The 23,352-nt window shown below is 71.1% G+C and carries 26 protein-coding genes; 14 read left to right on the top strand and 12 right to left on the bottom strand.

Annotation, left to right across the window (positions count from 1 at the left end):
* Positions 1-304 precede the first annotated feature (304 nt).
* A complete protein-coding gene (locus AB0F72_RS34010; protein WP_360440265.1) occupies positions 305-778 on the bottom strand; it encodes a hypothetical protein in 474 nt (157 codons plus the stop codon).
* 149 nt (positions 779-927) lie between these two features.
* Positions 928-1,392, bottom strand: coding sequence for a hypothetical protein (locus AB0F72_RS34005; RefSeq protein ID WP_360440262.1), 465 nt, complete (start codon positions 1,390-1,392; stop codon positions 928-930).
* Between the two features lie 297 nt (positions 1,393-1,689).
* Here AB0F72_RS34005 and AB0F72_RS34000 point away from each other — a divergent pair, with 297 nt between their 5' ends.
* Complete coding sequence (locus AB0F72_RS34000) at positions 1,690-1,926, top strand: hypothetical protein (protein WP_360440259.1); 237 nt, start codon at positions 1,690-1,692, stop codon at positions 1,924-1,926.
* A 194-nt stretch (positions 1,927-2,120) separates the two neighbouring features.
* On the opposite strand, the gene AB0F72_RS33995 is transcribed toward AB0F72_RS34000, so the two are convergent.
* The 3 genes from AB0F72_RS33995 to AB0F72_RS33985 form a co-directional block, all read right to left on the bottom strand.
* The gene (locus tag AB0F72_RS33995; RefSeq protein ID WP_360440256.1) at positions 2,121-2,636 is read right to left on the bottom strand and encodes a pyridoxamine 5'-phosphate oxidase family protein; all 516 of its coding nucleotides are present in this window, start codon (positions 2,634-2,636) and stop codon (positions 2,121-2,123) included.
* 138 nt (positions 2,637-2,774) lie between these two features.
* Positions 2,775-3,275 carry an SRPBCC domain-containing protein gene (locus AB0F72_RS33990; RefSeq protein ID WP_360440253.1) on the bottom strand — a complete coding sequence of 167 codons (501 nt, stop codon included), beginning with the start codon at positions 3,273-3,275 and terminating at the stop codon, positions 2,775-2,777.
* A 25-nt stretch (positions 3,276-3,300) separates the two neighbouring features.
* Positions 3,301-4,203, bottom strand: a complete 903-nt coding sequence (locus AB0F72_RS33985) for a helix-turn-helix transcriptional regulator (RefSeq protein WP_360440250.1) — start codon at positions 4,201-4,203, stop codon at positions 3,301-3,303.
* Positions 4,204-4,305: 102 nt separating this feature from the next.
* Here AB0F72_RS33985 and AB0F72_RS33980 point away from each other — a divergent pair, with 102 nt between their 5' ends.
* Entirely contained in the window at positions 4,306-5,067 is a 762-nt protein-coding gene (locus tag AB0F72_RS33980) for an SDR family oxidoreductase (RefSeq protein WP_360440247.1), read from the top strand.
* Between the two features lie 285 nt (positions 5,068-5,352).
* Here AB0F72_RS33980 and AB0F72_RS33975 read toward each other — a convergent pair whose 3' ends face one another.
* The 4 genes from AB0F72_RS33975 to rraA all read right to left on the bottom strand — a co-directional run bounded on the left by AB0F72_RS33975 (position 5,353) and on the right by rraA (position 8,678).
* Positions 5,353-5,826: an NUDIX domain-containing protein gene (locus tag AB0F72_RS33975; RefSeq protein ID WP_360440244.1), complete on the bottom strand. Its 474-nt coding sequence runs from the start codon at positions 5,824-5,826 to the stop codon at positions 5,353-5,355.
* Complete coding sequence (locus tag AB0F72_RS33970) at positions 5,823-6,548, bottom strand: XRE family transcriptional regulator (RefSeq protein WP_360440404.1); 726 nt, start codon at positions 6,546-6,548, stop codon at positions 5,823-5,825. The genes AB0F72_RS33975 and AB0F72_RS33970 overlap by 4 nt, the downstream gene beginning before the upstream one ends.
* A 581-nt stretch (positions 6,549-7,129) precedes the next feature.
* Positions 7,130-8,191 (bottom strand): hypothetical protein, encoded by a 1,062-nt coding sequence (locus tag AB0F72_RS33965; RefSeq protein ID WP_360440241.1) that lies wholly within the window; start codon positions 8,189-8,191, stop codon positions 7,130-7,132.
* A 22-nt stretch (positions 8,192-8,213) separates the two neighbouring features.
* Positions 8,214-8,678 (bottom strand): ribonuclease E activity regulator RraA, encoded by a 465-nt coding sequence (gene rraA / locus AB0F72_RS33960; RefSeq protein WP_360440238.1) that lies wholly within the window; start codon positions 8,676-8,678, stop codon positions 8,214-8,216.
* Between the two features lie 41 nt (positions 8,679-8,719).
* Here rraA and AB0F72_RS33955 point away from each other — a divergent pair, with 41 nt between their 5' ends.
* The 4 genes from AB0F72_RS33955 to AB0F72_RS33940 all read left to right on the top strand — a co-directional run bounded on the left by AB0F72_RS33955 (position 8,720) and on the right by AB0F72_RS33940 (position 13,622).
* The gene (locus tag AB0F72_RS33955; protein ID WP_360440235.1) at positions 8,720-9,544 is read left to right on the top strand and encodes an AraC family transcriptional regulator; all 825 of its coding nucleotides are present in this window, start codon (positions 8,720-8,722) and stop codon (positions 9,542-9,544) included.
* Positions 9,545-9,649: 105 nt separating this feature from the next.
* Positions 9,650-10,495 carry an ABC transporter ATP-binding protein gene (locus AB0F72_RS33950; RefSeq protein ID WP_360440232.1) on the top strand — a complete coding sequence of 282 codons (846 nt, stop codon included), beginning with the start codon at positions 9,650-9,652 and terminating at the stop codon, positions 10,493-10,495.
* A complete protein-coding gene (locus tag AB0F72_RS33945) occupies positions 10,492-11,538 on the top strand; it encodes an iron-siderophore ABC transporter substrate-binding protein (RefSeq protein ID WP_360440229.1) in 1,047 nt (348 codons plus the stop codon). Before AB0F72_RS33950 ends, AB0F72_RS33945 begins: the two co-directional genes overlap by 4 nt.
* On the top strand, positions 11,535-13,622 hold the full coding sequence (locus tag AB0F72_RS33940) for an iron ABC transporter permease (protein ID WP_360440226.1): 2,088 nt from the start codon (positions 11,535-11,537) through the stop codon (positions 13,620-13,622). Before AB0F72_RS33945 ends, AB0F72_RS33940 begins: the two co-directional genes overlap by 4 nt.
* A gap of 34 nt (positions 13,623-13,656) precedes the next feature.
* On the opposite strand, the gene AB0F72_RS33935 is transcribed toward AB0F72_RS33940, so the two are convergent.
* Complete coding sequence (locus AB0F72_RS33935) at positions 13,657-14,610, bottom strand: beta-ketoacyl-ACP synthase 3 (protein WP_360440223.1); 954 nt, start codon at positions 14,608-14,610, stop codon at positions 13,657-13,659.
* A 199-nt stretch (positions 14,611-14,809) separates the two neighbouring features.
* Here AB0F72_RS33935 and AB0F72_RS33930 point away from each other — a divergent pair, with 199 nt between their 5' ends.
* Positions 14,810-15,280: a DUF4262 domain-containing protein gene (locus AB0F72_RS33930; RefSeq protein ID WP_360440220.1), complete on the top strand. Its 471-nt coding sequence runs from the start codon at positions 14,810-14,812 to the stop codon at positions 15,278-15,280.
* A 59-nt stretch (positions 15,281-15,339) separates the two neighbouring features.
* On the opposite strand, the gene AB0F72_RS33925 is transcribed toward AB0F72_RS33930, so the two are convergent.
* Positions 15,340-16,116 carry an alpha/beta hydrolase gene (locus AB0F72_RS33925; RefSeq protein WP_360440217.1) on the bottom strand — a complete coding sequence of 259 codons (777 nt, stop codon included), beginning with the start codon at positions 16,114-16,116 and terminating at the stop codon, positions 15,340-15,342.
* 105 nt (positions 16,117-16,221) lie between these two features.
* On the opposite strand from AB0F72_RS33925, the gene AB0F72_RS33920 reads away from it, so the two are divergent.
* Genes AB0F72_RS33920 through AB0F72_RS33905 form a run of 4 tightly spaced genes read left to right on the top strand, consistent with a single transcriptional unit; the run spans position 16,222 to position 19,705 of the window.
* The gene (locus AB0F72_RS33920) at positions 16,222-17,136 is read left to right on the top strand and encodes an ABC transporter ATP-binding protein (RefSeq protein WP_360440214.1); all 915 of its coding nucleotides are present in this window, start codon (positions 16,222-16,224) and stop codon (positions 17,134-17,136) included.
* A complete protein-coding gene (locus AB0F72_RS33915) occupies positions 17,136-17,873 on the top strand; it encodes an ABC transporter permease (RefSeq protein WP_360440211.1) in 738 nt (245 codons plus the stop codon). The genes AB0F72_RS33920 and AB0F72_RS33915 overlap by 1 nt, the downstream gene beginning before the upstream one ends.
* Before the next feature lie 10 nt (positions 17,874-17,883).
* On the top strand, positions 17,884-19,068 hold the full coding sequence (locus AB0F72_RS33910; protein ID WP_360440208.1) for a sensor histidine kinase: 1,185 nt from the start codon (positions 17,884-17,886) through the stop codon (positions 19,066-19,068).
* Positions 19,061-19,705, top strand: coding sequence for a response regulator transcription factor (locus tag AB0F72_RS33905; protein WP_360440205.1), 645 nt, complete (start codon positions 19,061-19,063; stop codon positions 19,703-19,705). Before AB0F72_RS33910 ends, AB0F72_RS33905 begins: the two co-directional genes overlap by 8 nt.
* Positions 19,706-19,718: 13 nt before the next feature.
* On the opposite strand, the gene AB0F72_RS33900 is transcribed toward AB0F72_RS33905, so the two are convergent.
* Positions 19,719-20,267: a hypothetical protein gene (locus AB0F72_RS33900; RefSeq protein ID WP_360440202.1), complete on the bottom strand. Its 549-nt coding sequence runs from the start codon at positions 20,265-20,267 to the stop codon at positions 19,719-19,721.
* Between the two features lie 225 nt (positions 20,268-20,492).
* Between AB0F72_RS33900 and AB0F72_RS33895 the strand changes: the two genes are divergently transcribed.
* The 3 genes from AB0F72_RS33895 to AB0F72_RS33885 all read left to right on the top strand — a co-directional run bounded on the left by AB0F72_RS33895 (position 20,493) and on the right by AB0F72_RS33885 (position 22,899).
* Complete coding sequence (locus tag AB0F72_RS33895; RefSeq protein ID WP_360440199.1) at positions 20,493-21,353, top strand: MEDS domain-containing protein; 861 nt, start codon at positions 20,493-20,495, stop codon at positions 21,351-21,353.
* Entirely contained in the window at positions 21,350-22,273 is a 924-nt protein-coding gene (locus AB0F72_RS33890) for a sensor histidine kinase (RefSeq protein WP_360440196.1), read from the top strand. The genes AB0F72_RS33895 and AB0F72_RS33890 overlap by 4 nt, the downstream gene beginning before the upstream one ends.
* Positions 22,274-22,464: 191 nt before the next feature.
* The gene (locus AB0F72_RS33885) at positions 22,465-22,899 is read left to right on the top strand and encodes a hypothetical protein (protein ID WP_360440193.1); all 435 of its coding nucleotides are present in this window, start codon (positions 22,465-22,467) and stop codon (positions 22,897-22,899) included.
* The last annotated feature ends 453 nt before the right edge of the window (positions 22,900-23,352 follow it).

Raw genomic sequence — 23,352 nt, 5'->3', positions numbered from 1 at the left:
TGACGGCGCACAGGGCACAACACACCACCGGGCGCAGATCCACGACGGCGAGGGCGGGATTGGGGAACTTCGCGCCCCTTGAACGGAACGCGGACGGTCCAGACTGTCAGGGCCAGCGCCGGCCGGTCGAAGCGAGCAGTGTGACTACCTCAACAGCACTCCAGCCCAACCCGACCACTTCCGACCCACGGCTCTTGGCGGCCGCAATCACCGCGTACCTCGGGCGGTACCGCGGTCGATCGCGGATGCATGGCCTTCGACGCGACGGAGTTCCTCACCGCGGAATCTGTCGTGGACACATCCTCTATGGTTCGCCCCGTTCGGCCGGCTGGTGTTCCGGATCGGCCTCTTTGCCGCCCGCGAGGATGTAACGGCTCTTCCAGGCGCCGACCAACCCGGTGTAAAGCGTCAGGCCCGCCGCCCACCATGCCACCGGCGTGTCGGGCCACAGATGCCAGCCGAAGCCGGCGATCAGAAACGGCATCACGACCGCACCGGCACACGCCATCCCGCAGGCGATCCTCGCCCGTACGGGGTGGAGCCGCATCCAGGGTGCCGGCAGCAGCAGAAGGCACCCGGCCAGGAGTCCGACCAGCAGTCCGATGATCGCGCCGACGACTCCGCCCAGCACGAAGCCTGCCGAGCTCGGGATCATCGGCTCGTCCGCGGCGGCGCCCCTGACCGCCAACACGCACACAACGGCGAATCCCGTGATGCCACCCGTTACGGCTCCGACGGCGGCTGTCCGGCCAACCACGCCAGCATCTACCTTCACCATGCCGTCACCGTAGGACTACCCGACAATCGTGAGCAGTGCCGCCCCGCATTCTGATCAGCGTCGCTCCATCAGCGTGACTAACGTACTCATTTGCCGCCGAGCGCTCGTGGTGACCAGGCGGCGAGCCGCCACGCACGCTGGTGCCGAGATCAGTGTGCGCTACTGATGAAGGCCTCCGGACGGCACAGCACGGTGATTCGATATGACAGGCCGACGTTGGACCAGATCTGGCCCCGCAACGTGAGGCAGATGCCGACCCGATCCTCGTGCTCCGGGTGCTCGAAGAAGTCCGCACGCGGGTCCGCGATCGCGCCGACCAGCCCTTGTGTGCCCTGCGTGGTGCCCGGCACCTGAAGCAGGCCGACGGCAATCTGGATCTCGGCGTCGTCGAGCTCGCGAACGGTGTACCAGTGGGTGTCAGGCAGAAACAACTGCGAGTCGACAACGCGCCGCTGGTAGTTCGGTCCCATCATCCCGGATGCCGGGTCCGGGATGTCACCGATCCAGGCCGTCCCTGCGAAGTCGGTGCGCAGCCTCTGAGCGTCGGAGCGGAACTCCGTCACGAGCGTGTCGAGGCGAGGCTGGGCGGCGAGGTGCACGGATGCGTCGGTCATGATCGCACTCTAATCCGGGCCGGTGACACCCAACGTGGCCACGGCGGCCGTCCGGACGGGCACACCGCGGCCCGCCGGCTCCAGCACCTCGCCACCACCGTACTTTTCTGCGCCAGGTTCTATTTCGCTTGTTCGGTGATGCGGATGGAAGCATGATCGCTGATCGACGTTGCGACAATGCCTGACCGGCGTCCTCATTTGCCGCCGGTCGTGCGCGGCGGTGGCCGGCGTAGTCGTCATAGTCGGTACGGCTCGGTTCCGGTCGCTGTCACCAGGTCCTGCTCAACGGAAGCATCGATGACACCGTCTACCACGCAGAACACCAGGTCAACGGACCACCCGCCGTGCTGGTTCAAGACAACGGCCGGAAAGCGGCACCTGATCGTGGAGACGAAGGTCCTACTCATGACGGTGAAGGTGACCCCGGCGAACGTCACCGACCGGGAGCTGCTCCCCGCGATCCGCGAGCAGAACCCGGAGTTGACCCTGATGTGGGCCGACGAACGGTCACTCTTCTGGCTGACGCAACCCTGACGCGCGCCCGCCGCAACGCCCGCGACTACGAACGCCTCCCTGAACGCTCCGAAGCCCACATCACCTGGGTAAACTCACCCTGATTGCCCGCCGGATCTCCCGTGCGGACGGTCGGCCGGCCGCGACAACTGAGCTCATCGCCGCCTGATCAGCGTGGCATCCCGAGACTCGCCGATCGCGGCGAGTGTCAGTGCCTATGCGGGGCACCAGGTCTGCCGGGGCCGGTATCCAGCCCGTCGGAGCCACTGCTCGGTGTAGAGAATGCGGTTGGGGGTGATGATTGTCAGAGGGTCGGTAGGAGGCTCCCCCAGGGACCGTCCTCGCTCAACGTGGTCCGACTGCCACCGGAACGCCTCCCAGTACTGCTCGACCTCGGGGTCGTCACGCTCAAGCGTTCGCGCCGTGCCGAACAGTTGCGCCCCGCGGCTGCTCGACTGTCCGACAAGAGGGGCAACGATCCCTGCAGAAATCCGCGGATCCCGCTGAAGGTTCCGGGACTTCACCGAGGCATTCCAACTGGTGTAGAAGATCTCGAAGCCCAGACTGTAGTAGCGCACCGGGGTCGCGGAAGGGCTGCCGTCCTTGTTGACTGTCGCGATCACAGCAAGGTTGTGGGTCGACAGCAGATTCAGGATGCGTTCTTCGAGCTGCTCGCGCGGCAGATCCCGATCGGGAGTCGGACCGGCAAGCCACGGGTTCGTCAGCGGCATACCGGCATTCTCATCGCTGGCTGATCGGGGGTGTCCGCCGAGCCTGCGCGAGGTGACGCGCCGCCGTGCCGGACCGGCAGATCGGTGGGACTCGGGCGATCTGCCACGGCCCGATGATCCTGACTTGCTCTGAGGGCCCTACGGGCCTTCGGGCGTGGCGGGCACGGCGCCCGCTCCGCGCACGGCAACCGCTTCCAGCCGTTCCAGGAGTTGGTGCGCCCCGGCGGCCGCCTGGAAGTCCACAAGGTGCTTCTTCCGATCGGATTCCGAAGCGTAGAAGGACCGTAGCGTCACGAGGGTTTGTGACAGTGCATCCACCTCCTCGATCGATACCACCGAACGAGAAGGAGCCAAGCCATGCTCGGGCGAGCCTTGATGGACGTACGAGACGCGCTTACCTGCTTCAACGTCGTCGAACAGGTACAGGTTTTCGAATGTGGAACCATCCGGGCCCTGCATCACCACGTCGAATCGGCCACCTTCGCGGACATCAAGTTCGCGGACCGTGCTGGTGAAGCCGTCGGGCCCCCACCAGCGGGCGATCGCAGCCGGGTCGATCCAAGCCGCCCAGATCTGCTCAGGTGACGCGGTCATCACTCTGGTGACGTCAAGATCGGGCGTAGTCGAGTCACTGGTCACCCGGGAATCGTACGGTGCCGCTGCGCTACAAAGTCCGCTCCGCCGGCGGCGGGACGGCTGCCCGGACCGGATCAGCATCCGGCGCCGTCCAGTTCGCCAGCAGTTGCAGCCGCTCCCCGGTCGGGCTGCCGGGCGGCGCCGTGTAGGCGACGAGCATCTGATCCGGGTCGCCGGGCAGCGTGAGCGTCTCGAAGCCGAGCTCCAGATCCCCGACGAGCGAGTGGTGCAGCAGCTTCGCGCCGGACGTCTTGTCCCTGACCTGCTGGGCCGCCCACAGCCGGGCGAACTCCGGACTGGTGACGCAGAGCTCACCTACCAGCGCGGTCAACTGCGGGTCGCCGGGGTGGCGTCCGCTGTCGAGACGCAGGAAGGCGACCGTCTCGGCGGCGACGGTGTTCCACTGCCGATAGAACGTCCGGGCCCGCGGGTCCAGGAATGTCCGCCAGACGATATTGCGCTGCCCGGCCGGCCAGGTGCTGAAACCGTTGACCGCGTCGCCGAGCGGGTTCCAGGCCAGCACGTCCAGGCGCCGCCCGAGAACGAAGGCCGGCACGGTCTGCATCATGTCGAGCAACACGCGTACGCCGGGACGGATGCGCTGGCGAGGCGCCCGGGCCGGGCGCGACCGGGCACCGGCGGAACGGGCCAGGTTGATCAGGTGTTCGCGCTCGGTGTCGTCGAGGCGCAGCACCCGGGCCACGGCGTCCAGCACCGAATCGGACACGTGGTGGCCGCGACCCTGCTCCAGCCGGACGTAGTAGTCGGGGCTCACGCCGGCCAGCTGGGCCAGCTCCTCGCGGCGAAGGCCGGGCACCCGGCGGCGGCCCAGCACCGGCAGGCCGAACTCCTCCGGCCGGACGGCAGCACGCCGGGCCCGAAGAAAAGCGCCGATGTCCGTCTCGCGGGCCGGTACGGGGAACGCTGTCATGGCCACAGTCTGCCTGGTGCCGCAAACCGGATCCTGGGTCTGTCAGACCCAGGTTACGACGCGACCCTGCCACCGGATCCCGGACCGGCAGACGCTGTTGCCATGAACAGCTACGAACTGCACGACCGGACCGCCGTGATCACCGGAGCCGCCAGCGGCATGGGCGAGGCGACCGCACTCCTGCTCGCCGCCGGCGGGGCCCGGGTCGCCCTGCTCGCCCGCCGCCGGGACCGCCTGGAAGAGCTGGCAGCCAAGATCACGGCGGAGGGCGGAACCGCGCTGGCCGTACCCGTCGATGTCACCGACACGGTCTCGGTGGCGGCTGCCGCCACCGCCGTCGAGGCCGCCTACGGCCGGGCGGACCTGGTCGTCAACGCCGCCGGGGTGATGCTGCCGAACCCGATCGGCGACGGCCGCGAGGACGAGTGGACCCGCATGATCGACACCAACCTGACCGGCGCGCTCCGCGTCATCCGCGCCTTCCTGCCGGGGCTCCGCGCGACCGCGGCCGCCGGCGGTACCGCCGACCTGGTCAACATCTCCTCCATCGCCGCGCACGCCCTCTTCCCGCAGTACGCCGTCTACTCCGCCACCAAGGCCGCGCTCACCCACCTCTCCGCATCGCTGCGCACCGAGCTGGGCGCGGAGGCGGTCCGGGTCACCAACATCGAACCCGGCCTGACCGACACCGAGCTGAGCGGACACTTCGACAACACCGAACTCTCCGCCCAGCTTGGCGCGATGTTCCAGGCGATGCCCGCGCTCAGCGCGGGCGACATCGCCGACCTCATCGGGTACGTCGTCTCGCGCCCCCGCCACGTCAACCTGCGCCAGGTGATCACCCTGCCCACACCACAAGCCTGACCACCGCCGAGCGCGGGCTTCACCACCTCGAGGTCGCGAGGCCCGCGCTCGCTCCAGCTGTCGACCGGAATCGGCCGGGTCACCTACCGCCCGCCCGGACCCAGGCCGTGCTCCCCTGCCCCCCGTCGGCGTGAAGAGGAGCCGTTACCCAAAGTCACCATTCGACGGTCGAGAGATGGACCTGGCCGTAGATCCAGGACCATTCTTTCGGTCAAATTCATGCCGAAGGTGGAGCGTGGACAGACAGCCAGCGCCGTTGACGGCCGTCGGGCGGGTCTGGCGGGGCTATCCGAGGTAGGGCCTGGTGCGGTGTTCGACGTGGTGGCGGAGGCGCAGTCGGACGGTGTCGTGGATCGGGATGCGGTCGAACTCGGCCGGGTCGACGAACCGCACGTCGGTGGACTCGTCGCTGACGGCGAGGGTGCCGCCGATGACGCGGCCGTAGTAGGTGATGTTGAATTCCTGGCGGACTTCGCCGTCGGCGTAGGCGATCACGTGCTGCGGGTCGGTGTAGATGCCGAGGAGGCCGATGATCTCGATGTCGAGGCCGGTTTCCTCCTTGACCTCGCGCACCACGCACTGGTCGAGGGTTTCGCCGATGTCCATGGTGCCGCCGGGTAGTGCCCAGTTGCCGGAGTCGGTGCGGCGTTGCAGCAGGACCCCGCCGTGCTCGTTGACGACCAGGGCGGAGCCGCCGGGTATGAGGCTGTTGGCTCGCGGTGCGGCCGGGTCGCGGTAGTAGTCGCGGCGGCCGCTCACCAGGGCTGTCCGCTCGGATGGGCGAGGGTGGTTTCCCAGACCTGTTCGAACTGGTCGGCGAATGAGGCAAAGATGCCGTGCGGGGACAGTTCGCGCAGGTGCAGGGCGGGGTGCTGGTAGCCGCGGACCCGGTACAGGTAGGGGGTGACGATCATCTGGTTGTCGAAGCGGTACACCGCGTTGTAGAGGTGCACGGCGTGCAATCCGATCTGCACACCGTCGACCTGCTGGAGAGGTTCGCAGAAGTTCAAGGCTATCCGGATGCGGCCCGGCAAGGTGCCGCCGATCTGCTCCAAGACGTCGCGTTCCGCCACTTGCGCGCAGTCCGGGTCGGCGAACGCCAGCCGGATCCGAGCGCCGGCCTCAGCCTTGTCAGCCAGCATCCGCATGACGTCCGGCAGCAATTCCAGCAGAAACGGGTAGGCGTAGCCGAGCACGTCGATCTGCTTGCTGGTCCCCGTCAGCAGTGAGGTCCACAAGCTGTTCGGGATGTCGGTGCGGTGTGCCCAGGCGGCGACGACCTCGGCGGTCGCTTCGCTACCGTCGGCGAGGTCCGGGCGGGCCTGCGGCCAGAGCGCGGCTTCGGTCTCGCCGAGTAGGTCGGCGACGGCCAGGCGAGTGCGCTGGTGCGGGATACGGCCGGCCAGCCATCGGTTAACGGTCTTGACATCGACTTGGACGGCGGCGGCAAGTCCGCCCGCGTCGAGTTCGGCGCGCAGCATGGCGGTACGTAGCCGCTGGCTCATACCGCCACGGTAGTGGACACAGCGGTGACGTTTGAACTTCGTCATGATGTCCGATGAGATGCCGCGGACGGCGTTTCGATGTCCGCGGGGCCGGTCCTAGCTTCGTCGTAGTTGCCCTGCCGGTGGGTGCCGAAGGGGTGAGGGACACGCTTTGCAGGCCGCACCGGCCGCGACCGGTCGCATGGTTAGCTGGGTGTCCCTCACCTCGGACAACTCACGCTGCGGTCGTCGAACATGTCCCGGCACATCTCGGCCGGCTCACGCATCTCGTACACGTCGAGCGGCAACGCCTCAGCGGAGCTATCAGGACGCCGGGCCGGCCATCGCCGCTGCGTCACGGCTGGCTGCTGTGCCGGTGCGCGAGATCGGTGAACCAGCCGGTCCAACCTCTCGGTTCATGGGACGCCCCACGTACGGGCTGGGCACCAGCACGAAAGTGGCTTCCACCGGTCCGCTCCGGGCGACGGGCGCGGGTCGTGGCGACCCCGCTCGTCACGCCCACCGCGAAGCCGAAGGCGAAACCAAAGGCGAAACCAAAGGCGAAACCAAAGGCGCGATCACTCGGGCCGCCCGCGGATGAAGCCGCGCAGCAGGAGGTTGAGGACCAGTCCCATCGGGACCGCCAGGATCACCCCGAGGAGGTCGGTGTCGGCGTCCTGGACCGGCGGGTTCCCGGCCAGGCCGGTGAACAGGTCACCGAGGGGCAGGACCGCCGAGAACAGCAGGAGCGGCAGCAGCATCCCCACCTGGGCGAGCGCGGTGATGGCCGCGACGACGCCGGCGTCCTGCCCGTAATTGCTCAGGCGGGGGCCGTGGCCGGCCAGGGCGACGACAACGACCACGAGCAGCACGGTGAACGCGAACGTGCCCACATCCCGGCCGCTGGTCGGTTCGGGAGAGGAGTACCGCAGCACCCAGGGCGTTGCGGCGGCAACGAGTCCGGCCGGCACGGCGAGCAGCGCGCGCCGGCGGCTGATCGACCCGGCCGCGTGCACCCCGGCGACGACGGCGATCAGGGCCAGCAGGGAGCCGGCGAGCGCGCTGCCGAGGTTGAGCTCCGGTTCGACGTCGGTGGGCGACTCGGTCGGCGTCACCAGCCCGGCCGCGACGGCCGCGACGAGCGCCGCGGTGAACACCGCGGCCCGGCCGGGCACGGCAGGCAACACCGGTGCCTGACGGGGCGCGGGCGCACCAAGGAGCGCGGCGGAGGCCGGGAGCGCGAGGGCGGCCACGCCGCAGAGCAGCGCGGCCGCGACAGCTGTCGGCGCGACGCCCGACGCCGGGTCGATCCGGTCGAGGGCGATGTCGGCGGCCAGCCATCCGCACCCGGCGACCAGGACGGCGCAGGTGGGCCGGCGGCTGCCGCGGACGGCCACCACCAGGACCACGACCAACCCGATCAGCGCGCCCCAGCGCAGCTCCCGCGCCCAGTAGGTGTTGTTCACCCCGTAGGCGTCCGGGCCGGTGGGCTCGCTCAGCGGCTGCCACTCGGTCACCCCGAACGCCCAGACCAGCGCCGACGCGGCGGCCAGCGCCAGCAGCAGGAGGCGGTCCGGCCACGGCCACGGGACGGGCCGGGTGACGGCGCCGGCGGCCACGGGCACGTTCGGGGAGCTCATGAACGGCGAGCGTAACGGTTGGCTACGACAGCACCACGATGCCGTCGTCGTCGCTGACCACCCGCGCGCCCGGGGTGAAGAGGCAGCCGCCGAACTCGACCACGACGTCACGCTCCCCCGCGCCGGTCTTGGTGCTCTTGCGCGGGTTCGACCCGAGTGCCTTGATCCCGATCGGCAGCTCGCGCAGCGCGGCGACGTCGCGGACCGCGCCGTTGATGATCACGCCGGCCCAGCCGTTCTCCACGGCGAGCCCGGCGATGAGGTCGCCCATCAGGGCGGTGTGCAGCGAGCCGCCGCCGTCGACGACCAGCACCCGGCCCGCGCCGGGCTCGCCGAGCACCGACTTGAGCAGGGCGTTGTCCTGGAAGCAGGAGACCGTGACGGCCGCACCGGCGAAGGCGGCGACGGCCCCGTACTGGCGCAGCTGGGTGTCGCAGGACTGCAGACGGTCGCCGTGCTCGTCATACAGGTCAGCGGTGCTGGTCATCCTCGATCCTTTCACCGGGTGGATTACCGTACCCTCGCGCCATGGTTCTCCCGGCCTCCGATGATCTCAGCCTCGGCACCTGGCGGCGCGACCCGGGCACGGTGGTCCGGCGAGCCGTGTCGGCGCCGCCCGGCGACCCGGCGTCGCCGGCCATCGTCGCGGAGTCCGAGGTGCCGGGGGTGGCGACGGACTGGCTGCCGCATGCGCATCCGATGCACGAGCTGGTGTGGGTACGCGGCGGAACGCTCACCACCCGGATCGGCAACCGGATCCACACCGTCCCGCCGGGGTTCGGCCTGTGGCTGCCGGCCGGCGTGGTCCACGGGGGCCGGTTGACCGCCGCCGCCGAGCTGCACGACGCGTTCTTCGCGCCGGACCGCACCCCCGTCACGTTCGACGGCCCCACCTCGATCACCATGACGCCGCTGCTGGAGTCGCTGCTGCTGCGCCTGGCGCGCACGGATCTCGACGCCGCGGCGCGGGCCCGTACCGAGGCTGTCGTGTTCGACGTGCTCGCCCCGTCGGACCGGCAGTTCGCGCTGGAGCTGCCCGGTGATCCGCGGATCGACCCGATCGCCGAGGCGCTGCTCGCGGACCCGTCCGACGATCGTGGGCTGCAGGAGTGGGCGGCGCATCTGGGTGTCAGCGACCGGACGATCACGCGGGCGTTCCGGGAGGCCACCGGGCTGTCGTTCGCGCAGTGGCGGCAGGCGTTGCGCATCCATGAGGCGCTGGCGCTGCTGTCGGCGGGCGCCGAGGTCGGCGCGGTGTCGGAGCGGCTCGGCTATGCGCAGCCGAGCACGTTCATCGCGGCGTTCCGGCGGGTGATGAACGTGACACCGGGGTTGTTGACCTCCCGCGCCTGATGTCCGGAATCTCGTATCCGGTGTCCGGGGTGCGGGATTGCCGACAAGTTGATCATCACCTAGCCTCCGTAAGGCAAGGCAACCCTTACTTGAGGAGCCCTCCCGATGCCGCACGCCGTCCTGCGCGGTGACCAGCTGGACCTGCGCTACGGCAGGACCACCGTGGTCCACGGCGTCTCGGTGGAGCTGGCGCCCTGTCACGTCACCGCGCTGATCGGCCCGAACGGCAGCGGCAAGTCCACGCTGCTGCGCGCTCTCGCCCGGCTGCACCGGGCCGACGGCGGCACGGTCCTGCTGGGCCCGCGCGACGGACAGCCCGAGCGCGCGGCATCGCTGCTCAACGCCCGCGAGTTCGCCCGCGAGGTCACGCTCTTCTCCCAGTCCCGTCAGGTCCCGCACGGCCTGGCCGTCAGCGAGGTGGTCGCGTTCGGCCGCCATCCGCACCGGCGGCGGTTCGCCGGGCCCTCGGCCGCGGACCGCGCCGCGATCGACCGCGCCATGCGGGCCACCGGCGTGCACGACATGGCCGCCCGGCCGGTCGGCGAGCTCTCCGGCGGCGAGATGCAGCGGGTGTGGCTGGCCGCCTGCCTGGCCCAGGAGACCGGCGTCGTGCTGCTCGACGAGCCGACGAACCACCTGGACCTGCGCTACCAGATCGAAACCCTCGACCTGGTGCGCGACCTCGCCGACGAGCACGGCGTCGCCGTCGGCATCGTGCTGCACGACCTCGACCACGCCGCGCGGGTCGCCGACACGCTGCTGCTCCTGCGCGCCGGGCGCATCCACGCCGCCGGCGACCCGGTCCGGGTGCTCACCGCCGAGAACCTCAGCGAGGTGTACGACCTGCGCGTCGAGGTCGCGATCGACCCGCGCACCGGCCGCCTGCACATCGACCCTGTCGGGCGGCACCCCGCCCGCCACCGCACCACCTCAGGAGAAACGCTCGCATGAATCGCCTTATCCGCCTCGCGGCCGCCGCCGCGACGGTCGCCGTGACGGTCACGGCCTGCGGCACCACCGAGGTCGAGGAACCGGCCGCCACCGGCTCGGCCGCGCCCGTCTCGCAGACCTGCGCGAACGACACCACCACGACCGCGACCGGGCCGGTGTCGATGACCGACGGCGTCGGGCGCAAGGTCGAGCTGGCCAAGCCCGCCCAGCGGGTCGCGGTGCTGGAGTGGCAGCAGACCGAGGACCTGCTCACCCTCTGCCTGAACCCGGTCGCGGTCGCCGACCCGAAGGGCTACGCCACGTACGTGAAGGCGGAGACCCTGCCCGCGGGCGTGGTCGACGCCGGCCAGCGCGGTGAGCCCGACCTCGACGCGCTCTACGCGACGAACCCCGACCTCATCGTCGTGGAGGCGTTCAAGGCCGACGACGAGCTGATCACCAGACTGGAGAAGCGCGGCGTGCCGGTGCTCGCCACGGTCGGCGCGGACGCCTCCGGGCAGATCGCCAACATGAAGAAGGTCTTTTCCATGATCGGTACGGCCACCGGCCGCACCGAGCGTGCCGACCTCGTGCTCCAGCAGTTCGACAAGCACCTCGCCGAGGCCAAGCAGAAGGTCGCGAACACGGCGGCCCGCGACTTCCTGTTCTTCGACGGCTGGATCGAGGGTGGCAACGTCGTCATCCGCCCCTACGGCGAGGGCGCGCTCTTCACCGAGCTCGGCGAGCAGCTCGGGATGACCCCGGCCTGGACCGAAAAGATCAATTCAGCGTACGGCAGTGGCGGCGTCGACCCGTCGTACGGTCTCGCGCAGACCGACATCGAGGGCCTCACCGCCGTCGGCGACGCCACCCTGTTCTACTCCGACGACGCGACCCCGGACAGCTACGTCACGGAACTGACCAAGAGCCCGATCTGGACCGCCCTGCCGGCCGTCAAGGAGAAGCGCGCCTACGCCTTCCCGGCCGGCGTCTGGGGCGCCGGCGGCCCGCTCTCCAACGAGCAGGCGATCGACGCGTACGTGAAGATCCTGACGCAGGCGTGAGCGACACCCGGGTCCGGCGGGCGCTGCCCGCCGTCGGGCTCGGTCGCGGCTCGAGCGGGGCGGCCGTGCTGGCCGCCCTGCTCGTCCTGGTCGTCGCGGCCGGGCTGTGGCACGTCACCCAGGGCACCTCCGGGGTCGGGTTCACCGATCTGCTGCGCTACCTGCTCGGCGCGCACGAGGACGTCGGGGGCGTGCCGATCGCCGACGTGGTGACCGGTTCCCGCCTGCCGCGCGTGTTCGCCGGGATCGCCGTCGGCGTGGCGCTCGGCGCGGCCGGGGCGCTGCTGCAGTCGGTCACCCGCAACGCCCTGGCCGCCCCGGACACCCTGGCGGTCACCGCCGGCTCGTACTTCGCGCTCTGCGCGGTCGCCGCGTTCGGCCTCGCGGTGCCGCTCTGGGCTTCCGGCGCCGTGGCCTTCGGCGGCGGCCTGCTCGCCGCGGCCCTCGTGCTCGGTCTCGCCGGCAGCGCCTCCGGCATCGGCTCGACCCGGCTGATCCTGGCCGGCTCCGCGGTCGCGATGGCCCTCGACGCGGGCGCGGCGACGCTGCTCATCCTCTTCCAGGAGAACACCACCGGTCTGTACGCCTGGGGCAGCGGCTCCCTCGCCCAGCTCAACCTGGACGCCGCCACCCGCGCCGCCCCGGTCGTCATCGTGGCGCTCGCCGCCGCGCTGCTGCTGTCCCGGCGTCTCGACGTGCTCGGTCTCGGCGACGACACGGCCGCCTCGCTCGGCGTGCCGATCCGCTCCACCCGGCTGCTCGCGGTGCTCTGCGCCGTGCTGCTGACCAGCATCTCGGTGACCCTCGCCGGCCCGCTCGCGTTCGTCGGCCTGGCCGCGCCGGTCGCCGTGCGGCTCGCCGCCACCCGGATCGGCGCGCTGAGCCGGCACCGCTTCGGAATCCCGGCGTGCGGCCTGGTCGGCGCGCTGTTCGTGCTGCTCGCCGACGCCGTGCTGCGGGCGCTGATGGGCGCCCAGGCGGCCGCCTCGATCCCCACCGGCGTCCCGACCTCGCTGCTCGGCGCGATCGTCATCGTGGTTCTCGCGCTGCGGCTGCGCGACACCGGCACGGCTCCGGCGCCCGTCGCGCCGGTCGCGATCCGGTCCGGCCGCCGCTTCCTGACCGTCACCGTCGTCGCCGCGGTCCTGCTCGTCGCGGCCGTGGTGACCGGCCTGCTCGCCGGCAGCCTGTGGCTGCGTACCGGCGACATCGCGCTCTGGCTGCAGGGCGCCGCGCCGGACCTGATCGGCCGGGCGCTCGACGACCGGGCCCCCCGGGTCGCGGCGGCCGTCGTCGCCGGCATGGCGCTCGCCCTCGCCGGGACCGTCGTGCAGGGCACCGTACGCAACCCGCTCGCCGAACCCGGAGTCCTCGGCATCACGGCCGGCGCCGGCCTCGGCGCGGTGATCGTGGTGACCTCCGGCGCGCCCGGCGGGCGGCCCACGCTGATCGGCACGGCCGTGGCACTGGGGCTCGCCACGTTCGCGCTGATCGCGGTGCTGGCCTGGCGCGGCGGGCTGCTGCCGGACCGCTTCCTGCTGATCGGCATCGGCTGCGGGTACGCGCTCAGCGACATCAGCACGTTCCTGCTGCTGCGGGCCGACCCGTGGGACACCCCGCGCATCCTGACCTGGCTGTCCGGCACCACGTACGGCCGGTCCTTCGCCGACGTGCTGCCGGTCGCCGTGGTGCTGCTGCTGGCCACGCCGCTGGTGCTGAGCATGCGGCGCGAACTGGATCTGCTCGCCATCGACGAGGACACCCCGCGGGTCTTCGGCGTACGCCGGGAGCGAACCCGGCTCGTCCTGCTGACGGTCGCGGCGATCGCGGCGGCGGTGAGCGTCGTGGCGGTCGGCGTGGTCGGTTTCGTCGGGCTGGTCGCCCCGCACATCGCCCGCGGCCTGGTCGGCGTGCAGCACCGGCGGATCATCCCGGTGGCGATGCTGCTCGGCGGGCTGCTCGTCGGTGTGGCCGACACCCTCGGCCGTACCCTGATCGCGCCCTCGCAGATCCCCGCCGGCCTGATGATGGCGCTGGTCGGCGCCCCCTATTTCGTCTGGCTGCTGCGCCGCACCCGGATCTGATCACCCGGCCCGCGTCACTTCAGCGGGTCCCAGGTCAGGGCAAGGTGACGACCTGCGCCGCGTACGAAAGGCCGGCGCCGAAACCCACGAGCAGCGCGGGGCCCGTCGTGTCGGGCAGGGCCGCCATCGCCTGGGGAATGGAGGCCGCGCCGGTGTTGCCGTTGGTGACGATGTCCGTGGCCACCCGGACGTGCGGGCCGAGCCCCAAGGCGTTGGCCGTGGCCGTGGTGATCCGCAGATTGGCCTGGTGAGGAATGAAGGCGGCGAGGTCGGAGGCTGAAATGCCGGCCGCGTCCAGCGCCCGCCTGGCGACGTCGGGAACGACGGACGTCGCCCAGCGGAAAACCTCCGGGCCCGCCATCCGCAGGATGCCCGCCTCGTCGTACCGCAGCACCTCGCTGCGGGAGCCGTCCGCGCCCCACACCACCGGGCCGATCTCGCACGTCGGCGCCGGACCGACGACGACCGCGCCGGCGCCGTCACCGAAGAGGAACGCCGTGCTGCGGTCGCGCTCGTCGATGATGTCGGTCATGCGCTCGGCGCCGACCAGAACCACGTAGCCGGCTGCGCCACTGCGCACGAGCGCGTCAGCCGTCGCCAGTGCGTACGGGAAGCCGGCGCACGCCGCCCCCAGATCCATCGCGGCAGCCGCGGTCGCGCCCATCGCGTCGGCCACCAGGGGCGCCACGGTGGTCGCGCGGCCACGGTGGGACATCGTCGCCACCAGAACGGCCGAGACCTCGTGCGGATCGATGCCGGCACCGGCAAGAGCCTTGGAGCCGGCCGCCGCGGCCATCGTGACCAAGTCCTCGTCGGGTGCGGCGCGCCGGCGCGACTCGATGCCGCAACGCCGGCGGATCCACTCGTCGCTCGAATCGATCAAGGCGGCGATCGGTTCGTTACCCACCTCGGTCCGCGGCCGGTAGGAGGCGACGCTCACGATGCGCGACCCGAGGTGACCGGTGCGGGATGCCGAAAGGTTGACCATGACGAACGATCTAAGCATGCCCGGCTGGGGGCACTCCGATTCTCTTGTTCCTCGCCGGTAACCACGCGACGGTCGCCGCTCATCGGAGGACTCGCCGGCTGAACAGCTGGTATGGGTGTTCGGCTTCCGGGTATGCAGCCGGGACGGAAGGGCACTCAGCCGGCCGGTACCGGCGGCGACCCGGGCGGAAGGCGAATCTGTGACAGCCGGACAGCAGGAGACCGGACTCGGCCGGATCGGCGAGGCCATCGAGCGTTCCGGCGTACATCTGCAGTTCGTGCCGCAGCCGACTCCCCTGGAAGCGTGCTGGTACACGATCGGCCTGACCGGCCACGGGCATCCTGAGCTGATCCTGTTCGGGCTGCCCCCGGACATCTCCCGGCCCGCTCTGCGCACCGCTGCCGACGAGGTCATCGCGGGTCGGCGAGCGTTCACCCCCGGCCAGCATGCCGACGACGTCATCGAGGGTCACCCGGTTCAGTTCGTCGCCGTGACCGAGCCGGATCGCCACCTGCCCGTCGCCGCGCAGTTCTACGCCGCCGCAGGGACCGTCGTGGAGGCCTTGCAGATCGTCTGGCCGGACCGGTACCACCGCTGGCCCTGGCAGCCCGGCACGCGGGTGGAGGACATGCCGGTACTCGGTCGGCCAGAGGATCAGATGCCCTCTTGATCGATATACCCACGTCCGCCGTCCTGCCGCACCCGCATCACCACAGGCCCGGGCCGGCGTCAGGCGCGCTTGCCGCCCCGGTGGGTGGCCTGCCGCAGGAAGTCACGGATCAGCAGGCTGATCAGCTCCGGACGCTCGGCAATGAGGTTGTGCGTGGTCCCCGGCACGACGCACAGCTGCGCGCCCGGGATCGACGCCGCGATGAGCAGGCTGTGGTCGGGCCGGATCGTGTCCCGGTCCGCCGACATCACCAGCACCGGCGCGGTGATCCGGGCCAGCTCGGCCGGGTCGATGTGCGGCTCGCCGCGCCAGAGCCGGAACAGCTTCTCCAGCACGACGTCCGCGTGCTGCGGCCCGTCCGGCGACAGCCGCTCGTAGTGCATCCGCTCGACGTCCGGCCGCGGCTCCTGCGACGACCGAGGAAGCGGATCGAGCACGGGACCGGCCCCGGCGGCGTCGCGGAACGCGCCCGGGTCCAGGTTCGCGCTGATCGCGGTCAGCGAGCGCACCCGCGCCGGGTGGCCGAGCGCCAGCAACAGCCCGATGATCGCCCCGTCGCTGTAGCCGACGACGTGCGCCGCGTCCAGGCCGACCGCGTCGAGGTACGCCACGGTGTCGGCGACCATCCGCGCGTACCCGTACTCCCCCTCGATGTCGGCCGTCCGCCCGTGGCCGGGGCGTTCGAAGGCGTACACCCGGTGGTCGGCCACGAGCGCGTCGGACTGCGCCCGCAGCGACTCCAGCGAGCAGAACCCGCCGTGCAGCAGCAGGACGGGATCGCCGTCGCCGGCGATCTCGGAGTACACGTCGGCGTCGCCGATCCGGAGAAGGGGCATGATCAAATCAGCCTATCGGCTGGTTCGCGCGCCCCACCGTCCGGCGCACCGAACCCGTCCGCCGGTGACTGCCCGCCACGAGCCGCAGGCGGAAGGCTCAGACGCATGGCAGTCATCGAGGTCCGCGAGATACACAAACGCTACGGCGGCACCGTCGCCGTCGACGACGTCTCCCTCACCATCCAGCCCGGCGAGATCTTCGGCATCCTCGGCCCGAACGGCGCCGGCAAGACCACCACCGTCGAATGCGTCGCCGGGCTGCGCGCGCCGGACCGGGGCACGATCAGCGTGCTCGGGCTCGACCCGCTGCGCGACCGGGCCGAGCTGACCCGCCGGCTCGGCGTGCAGTTGCAGGAGAGCCAGCTGCCGGACCGGTTGCAGGTCGCCGAGGCGCTCGAACTCTACAGCTCGTTCTACCCCCGGCCGGCCGACTGGCGCGAGCTGATGGACGCCCTCAACCTCACATCAAAGGCCACCACCCGGTACGCGAAACTGTCCGGCGGCCAGAAGCAGCGGCTCTCCATCGCCCTCGCCCTGGTCGGCAACCCGGAGGTCGCCATCCTGGACGAGCTCACCACCGGCCTCGACCCGCAGGCCCGCCGCGACACCTGGGCGCTGATCGAGCAGGCCCGTGCCCGGGGCACCACGATCGTGCTGGTCACCCACTTCATGGAGGAGGCCGAACGGCTCTGTGACCGGCTGGCCCTGATCAACGGCGGCCGGGTCGTCACCGTCGACACCCCGGAGGGCCTGACCGCGCGGGCCCGCGTCGAGCAGCGCATCGTCTTCCACCCGTCCCGGCCGTGCGACGACGCCCTGCTGACCGCCCTGCCCGAGGTCTCCCGGGTCACCCGCCGCGACGACCTCGTCATCGTCGAGGGCACCGCCGAGGCCATCACCACCGTCATCCCGCTGCTGTCCGCCCACGGCATCGCCCCGCAACGCCTGCGCGTCGAGCAGGCCAGCCTCGAGGACGCGTTCGTCGCATTGACCGGCAGCACCACCGGAGAGGACCTCTGATGAGCACGCTTCGCCTGATCAAGACCGAGACCGTCCTGTCGATCCGCGACAAGATCGGCCCGCTCTGGGGAGTCGGCTTCCCCCTCGTGCTGCTCGTCATCCTCGGCAACGTCCCGTCGCTGCGCGAACCGCAGGCCGTCAACGGCGGCGTCGCCACCTTCGACCTGTACGTGCCGGTGCTGATCCTGTTCAACCTGGCCATGCTCGCCCTGATCGCGGTGCCGACCGTCCTGGCCGGATACCGGCAGGCCGGCGTGCTGCGCCGCCTGCAGACCACCCCGGTCGGCCCGGCCCGGGTGCTCACCGCCCAGCTGGTGGCGAACCTCGCGATCGCGGTCGTCGCCACCGTCGTCTTCCTCGCCACCGCCCGGTTCGCCTTCGGCGTCGCGCTGCCCGGCGCGGTGGTGAGCTTCGTGGTCGCCTGGCTGCTGGTCGCCGCCGCGATGCTCGGCATCGGGCTGCTCATCACCGCCCTCGCCACCGGCCAGCCGCAGGCCAGCGCGATCGGCACGGTGCTGTACTTCCCGCTGATGTTCTGCGCCGGGCTCTGGGTGCCGATCACCCAGATGCCGCCGCTGCTGCGCGACATCAGCCACGCCACCCCGCTCGGCGCCGGCATGCAGGCCTTCCAGTACGCCTACGCCGGTGACTTCCCGGCCGCCCAGCCGCTGCTGGTCCTCACCGGGTACGCGGTGCTCAGCGCGGCAGCCGCCGTCCGCTGGTTCCGCTGGTCCTAAGATGCCGACAATGGACGCCTCCCGGAGCAGCGAGCCGCCGCGGCTGCTGGTGACCGCGGTGCCCTACGGGGTGCTCGCCCTGCTGACCGTCTACCTGCTCGTCGACTGGCCCGCCACCGCCGGATCGCTGCTGCTCTGCGCCGCCGCTGCCGTGTGGATGGCCGGAATGTTCGTGCGCCGGCTGCCGTACCCCGCAATGATGTTCTGTGGTTTGCTCGTGCTCACGACGCTGCTGGTGCTGCGCGAGCCCGCGTTCGGTTTCTTCACCACGGCCGCCTACATCTATGCGTTCGCGTTCCTGCCCTGGCCGGGGCGGGTGCCGGCGATCGCCGCTGTCGCGGTGGTGGCCGGGATCGCGCAGGCGTCCAGCTTTGACAAGTCGGACACCGGCGACTACACCCTCGCTGCGGTGATCATCGCCCTCAACGTGCTGATCATGACGGTGATGGCGTGGGTGCTGCGCCTCGACGAACGCAACTCCGACGAGCTGAGCCGCGCCAACGCCCTGCTGACGGCGTCGATCGAGGAGAACGCCGCACTGCACGCCCGGCTGCTCGTCCAGGCCCGCGAGGCCGGTGTCCTGGAGGAACGCCAGCGGATGGCCAGGGAGATCCACGACACCGTCGCGCAGGGCCTCGCCGGCATCATCACCCAGTTGCAGGCGGCCGAGCAGCGCCACGAGGTCCCCGCGGAATGGCGGCGCCCGTTCGACGCGATCACCGGCCTGGCCCGGCAGAGCCTCACCGAGGCACGCCGCTCGGTGGACGCGCTGCGCCCCGAACAGCTGGAGACGGCCCGCCTCGCCGACGCGCTCACCGGTGTCGCCGAGCGCTGGACCGCATTGCACCACCTTCCGGTACGGGTGACGACCACCGGCACACCGCGACCACTCCCCGCCGACGCCGAGTTCGCCCTGCTCCGCACCGCGCAGGAGGCCCTGGCCAACATCGCCAGACACGCGAACGCCACCCGCGCCGGCGTCACCCTGTCCTACCTGGAACGTGAGGTGGCGCTGGACGTGCTCGACGACGGCACGGGGTTCGACCCGTCGTCGCTGAAGGACGGCAGCTACGGTCTGAGCATCATGCGGCAGCGGGTCGAGGCGTTCGGCGGGACGCTGCAGATCGAGTCCGAGCCCGGCGCCGGCACCGGCGTCTCCGCCCGCGTTCCGGTCCAGGGAGTCTTCGATGAGTGAGCACACCATCCGTCTCGTGGTCGCCGACGACCACCCGGTCGTGCGGGACGGCCTGGCCACCATGTTCGCCTCCGCGCCCGGCTTCACCGTGGTCGGCGAGGCCGCCGACGGCGCCGAAGCGGTCCGGATGGCGCAGGCCCTCTCCCCCGACGTGATCCTGATGGACCTGCGGATGCCCGGCACGGACGGCCTCACCGCGATCACCGAACTGGCCCGCACCGGCAACCCGGCCCGGGTCCTGGTGCTGACCACCTACGACAACGACGCCCACGTGCTGCCGGCGATCGAGGCCGGCGCCACCGGGTACCTGCTCAAGGACTCCCCCCGCGAAGACCTCCTGCGCGGGGTACGGGCGGCGGCGCGCGGCGAGACAGTGCTCTCCCCGTCGGTGGCGATGCGGCTGGTCAACCGGGTCCGCACCCCCGCGCCGCAGCTGCTCAGCCAGCGCGAACTGGAGGTGCTGCACCTGGTGGCGGCCGGCAACACCAACCGGGAGGCGGCGGCCCGGCTGTTCATCACCGAGGCGACGGTCAAGAGCCACCTGCTCAACATCTACGCGAAGCTGGGCGTCAGCGACCGCGCGGCGGCGGTGGCCGAGGCCTACAACCGCCGCCTCCTGCTCCCCGACTCCCCCTGACCCGCTGCCGGGCTCAGCGCAGATTGCCGACCAGGTCGTTCAGCGACTGCTCGAACTCCGCCCGATGCGCGACCAGCTCGGCCTCGGTGTTGAGTGCGATCTCGAGCTGAGCCATCACCGTGAGGGACGCGTTGCCGGACGCCACGACGGCCTCCGCGCTACCGCTTGACTCCGCAGCCAGCACTCCACCGTTGGACAGCTCGATCACCGGGTAGCCGCTGCCCTGCGCGTACTGGCGCGAACCCCGTACCATCTCGGCAGGCTCACCGTGCAGGTCCGGGCTCCGGTTGACCCGGATGTGCACCAGCAGCGTCGGCGGAGTGTCCGCCGTGCCGTACATGCACATGATCGACAGCACGCCTTCTCGATCGATCTTCTCGCTGGAAGGGCTGGGCTCGAGTCCTGCGAAGGCGGGCGCGGTCAGGGGCGGGCAGTCGGTGGCGACGCCCTGCCACACCTTATGCCCGGTGGCTGCGGCATCCGCGGCAGGCGCGTCCTGACCACAGCCGCCGAGCAGCGCGAGAGTGGTGGCCGCCACGGCCCATCGCATCGTCCGGTACATCGATCGTCCCCCGTCCAAGATCGAGTGACTATCTCATGCCACGCCTCCTGATCCCCGCCTCCCCCTGACCCCGCGATCACCGGCCGAACGGGCGAGACCGTTGCTGTTCCCCGATGTCACTCGGGCGAGTTATCGAGGCCGGGTGACATCCGGAGTAAGTTCTGTGGGCATCTTGGTCGACATTGAGAGGATGTGGCCAGGTTGTCACTACTCGATCGCATCGCTTTGGGTGATCACATCTGCTGGACCGTCAGCAACGAAGCCGTCCGTCTGGAGTCGCTGATCGACGTGGTCCGTGCCGGACTCCGCGCGGGCCACCGGGTTCTCTACTGCGGCGACGACAGTGACCGGGCCCGTGCCGCGCTGCGGGGCCGAGGCCTGCACGCCGACGCGGCAGTGGCGTCCGGCGACCTGAGATTCGCGCCCGCCGAGCCGTCCTTCCTGACCGCCGGCGTGTTCGATCCGGCGACGGCGCTGCGCTTCCTGCGGCGGGAGATCGAGGACGCGCGCCACGCGGGCAACCCGGGCCTGCGCCTGATCACCGACATGTCGTGGGCGAGCCGGCCCGCGCCGGGAGTCGAGCGGCTACCCGAGTTCGAGGCCGAAGCCAACACGATCTTCGCCGAGGGCTACCTGCTGGGCGTCTGCGCGTACGATCCTCGGCTCTTCGACCCGCTGAGCCTGCGGGGGGTCAGCCGGGCCCACCCCGGCACCGTCGGAGCCGACGCGCCGTTCGACCCCGACCTCGTGCTGCGGATCCGGCACACCCGGCAGCCGTTCGGGTTACGCCTGGAAGGCGAGGCCGACCTGCTGAATCAGCGGGCGCTCAGCGCCGTGCTCGATCATCTGCTCGACGCCCTGACGGACGGGTCGGCAACGGCTACCGTCGACGTGTCCGGCCTGCGTTTCGTCGACACGGCTGCGGCCCGGGTCCTGTTGCGGGCATTGGACCAGGCCGCGGGCCGGCTCCGGATCACCGGCCGACCCCCAGCACTCGCTCGGCTCCTCGCGTCGCGCCATGCGGGCCAGTCGCCCGCACGGCATGACCGGGTGCCGCGGAGCGGGTTAGGAGGAACCTCAGCATGACTGTCCAGGCTCGCGGCTTCCACCATCCGGCCCTGCTGTATCACGAGAGCACGGACTACGTCGCAGCCGTCACCGCGTTCGTCCGCTCCGCGGTGGAAAACCACGACCCGGTCCTGGTCGCCGTCCCGCCGGCGAACCTGGACCTGTTGCGCGGCGCGCTGACGGATCTCGGCGACCGGGTCGGCTACGCGGACATGGCGGTGGCGGGCCGCAACCCGGGCCGGATCCTTCCCGGCGTGCTGCTGCGGTTCGCCGCCGACCATCCGGGCCAGCGCGTCTCGATCGTCGGCGAGCCGATCTGGCGGGACCGCACCGAGCTGGAGTACCCGGCCTGCGCCACCCACGAGGCGCTGATCAACGCGGCGTTCGCCGGCCGGGACGCCGCAGTCCTCTGCCCGTACGACGTGACACGGCTGGAACCGGCGGTGATCACGGACGCCCTGTCCACCCATCCCACGGTGATCGAGAAGGGAACCCTGCGCGACAGCCACCACTACGCCGACCCGGTGGTCACCGCCGCCGCCTTCAACCGGCCGCTGCCACCGCCCCCGGCGGACGCGCCGTCGCTGGTGTACGGGCCGACCATCGCCGCCGTGCGCTCCTTCGTGCGGCGGGAGACGGCCGGGCACCTGTCCGAGGACCGCGTCGAGGAGCTGGTGCTCGCCGCGAGCGAGGTGGCCGCCAACACGATCGACCACACCGCAGGCCCCGGCCGGGTCACCGTCTGGACCGAGCCGGGCATCGTCGTCTGCCAGCTGGAGGACACCGGCCACCTCAGCGATCCGCTCGCCGGACGCCTCGTGCCGCCACACACCGGCCACCGCGGGTACGGCCTCGTCCTGACGAACGAGCTGTGCGACCTGGTGCGCATCCACTCCACCCCGTCCGGCACCACCATCCGGCTGCACAAGCTGCGCTGACGCGCGTTCAGGCTGGTGAACCCCGAGAATCACCAGCCCGCCCATCGGCGGCCAGCCGGACCCGTAGTCATACATTTAGCTACTCCGATGTATCGGGGCGGCCCTCACCCGGGGGCCGTTCGTCCGTCCCCGGCCTGATCGAAACGCCGTAGCGTGCTCGCGTGATCACTCCACCGAGGACGGGAGCGGGTATGCGGCCGCGTCGGGTCTGGGAAGGTGCCATCGCCGTGCTGGCGGCCGGGTTGCTCACCGCGTGCGGCGGCGCGGACGAGGAGGCGCCGGCGACATCGGCCGTCGACGCCGCCGCCGAGGCCGAGGCCATCGCGCGGGCGGAGGAACAGGCCGCCATTCCACCGAGGCCGGACGACACGACCGCAGCGGCCTACATCGCCGCGCTCAAGGCGATCAACCCGGAGATCACGAAAGACCGGGATCCGGAACGCCTCATCGACCGGGGCCGGGATCAGTGCGCCACGATCACGAGCTTCCCGAGCGAGCCGGAGAAGGTCCTGATGTACACGAACATGCGGTTCACCTCGCCCGAACACCCGTACGGCTTCGGCGACGCCGCCGCGAAAGAGATCAACGCGGTGATCGTCGAACACCTCTGCCCCGACGTGGCCTGACCCCGCGGCTGGCCGCCCGCCACTGGCCGCTCGCCACTCGCCGCCCGCCGCCCGCTGCCCGCCACTCGCCACTCGGCGCCCGCCGCTCGACGCCCGCTGCCCGCCGCCCCCGCTTCCCGCTTGCCGCTTGCTGCTTGCTGCTTGCTGCTCGGCGCTCGGCGCTCGGCGCTCGGCGCTCGGCGCTCGGCGCTCGGAGGGTGGACGAGGACGCACACAACGCCATCGTGGACCCGCATCTACGCCATAGCAGCGACGCGGCCACACGGACGGCGATCGTGTGCCCTCACCGGTGCCGACGCGGGCTTCGGTGTGCCCTCACCCACGCTGGAGCGGCTTCGGTGTGCCCTCACCCACGCTGGGGAGCCTGTTGCTTTTTGGCTACGGTGGTTACGGGTGACTAGCCACTTTGATCCATGTTTGTGATCATTTAGGGGTGGCGAAGTGGTATCGGCC

Origin of the sequence: Actinoplanes sp. NPDC023936, assembly GCF_040639325.1 — a bacterium.
Lineage (GTDB): Bacteria > Actinomycetota > Actinomycetes > Mycobacteriales > Micromonosporaceae > Actinoplanes.
The sequence above is the reverse complement of the archived record's forward strand: the minus strand, read 5'-3'. Positions and strand labels throughout refer to the sequence as shown.

Bases quoted from the DNA above. Each gene is read 5' to 3' on its own strand.
- AB0F72_RS34010 (WP_360440265.1), bottom strand. From the start codon at position 778: ATGGTGAAGGTAGATGCTGGCGTGGTTGGCCGGACAGCCGCCGTCGGA.
- AB0F72_RS34005 (WP_360440262.1), bottom strand. From the start codon at position 1,392: ATGACCGACGCATCCGTGCACCTCGCCGCCCAGCCTCGCCTCGACACG.
- AB0F72_RS34000 (WP_360440259.1), top strand. From the start codon at position 1,690: ATGACACCGTCTACCACGCAGAACACCAGGTCAACGGACCACCCGCCG.
- AB0F72_RS33995 (WP_360440256.1), bottom strand. From the start codon at position 2,636: ATGCCGCTGACGAACCCGTGGCTTGCCGGTCCGACTCCCGATCGGGAT.
- AB0F72_RS33985 (WP_360440250.1), bottom strand. From the start codon at position 4,203: ATGACAGCGTTCCCCGTACCGGCCCGCGAGACGGACATCGGCGCTTTT.
- AB0F72_RS33980 (WP_360440247.1), top strand. From the start codon at position 4,306: ATGAACAGCTACGAACTGCACGACCGGACCGCCGTGATCACCGGAGCC.
- AB0F72_RS33970 (WP_360440404.1), bottom strand. From the start codon at position 6,548: ATGCTGCGCGCCGAACTCGACGCGGGCGGACTTGCCGCCGCCGTCCAA.
- AB0F72_RS33965 (WP_360440241.1), bottom strand. From the start codon at position 8,191: ATGAGCTCCCCGAACGTGCCCGTGGCCGCCGGCGCCGTCACCCGGCCC.
- rraA (WP_360440238.1), bottom strand. From the start codon at position 8,678: ATGACCAGCACCGCTGACCTGTATGACGAGCACGGCGACCGTCTGCAG.
- AB0F72_RS33955 (WP_360440235.1), top strand. From the start codon at position 8,720: ATGGTTCTCCCGGCCTCCGATGATCTCAGCCTCGGCACCTGGCGGCGC.
- AB0F72_RS33950 (WP_360440232.1), top strand. From the start codon at position 9,650: ATGCCGCACGCCGTCCTGCGCGGTGACCAGCTGGACCTGCGCTACGGC.
- AB0F72_RS33945 (WP_360440229.1), top strand. From the start codon at position 10,492: ATGAATCGCCTTATCCGCCTCGCGGCCGCCGCCGCGACGGTCGCCGTG.
- AB0F72_RS33935 (WP_360440223.1), bottom strand. From the start codon at position 14,610: ATGGTCAACCTTTCGGCATCCCGCACCGGTCACCTCGGGTCGCGCATC.
- AB0F72_RS33925 (WP_360440217.1), bottom strand. From the start codon at position 16,116: ATGCCCCTTCTCCGGATCGGCGACGCCGACGTGTACTCCGAGATCGCC.
- AB0F72_RS33920 (WP_360440214.1), top strand. From the start codon at position 16,222: ATGGCAGTCATCGAGGTCCGCGAGATACACAAACGCTACGGCGGCACC.
- AB0F72_RS33915 (WP_360440211.1), top strand. From the start codon at position 17,136: ATGAGCACGCTTCGCCTGATCAAGACCGAGACCGTCCTGTCGATCCGC.
- AB0F72_RS33910 (WP_360440208.1), top strand. From the start codon at position 17,884: ATGGACGCCTCCCGGAGCAGCGAGCCGCCGCGGCTGCTGGTGACCGCG.
- AB0F72_RS33905 (WP_360440205.1), top strand. From the start codon at position 19,061: ATGAGTGAGCACACCATCCGTCTCGTGGTCGCCGACGACCACCCGGTC.
- AB0F72_RS33900 (WP_360440202.1), bottom strand. From the start codon at position 20,267: ATGTACCGGACGATGCGATGGGCCGTGGCGGCCACCACTCTCGCGCTG.
- AB0F72_RS33890 (WP_360440196.1), top strand. From the start codon at position 21,350: ATGACTGTCCAGGCTCGCGGCTTCCACCATCCGGCCCTGCTGTATCAC.
- AB0F72_RS33885 (WP_360440193.1), top strand. From the start codon at position 22,465: ATGCGGCCGCGTCGGGTCTGGGAAGGTGCCATCGCCGTGCTGGCGGCC.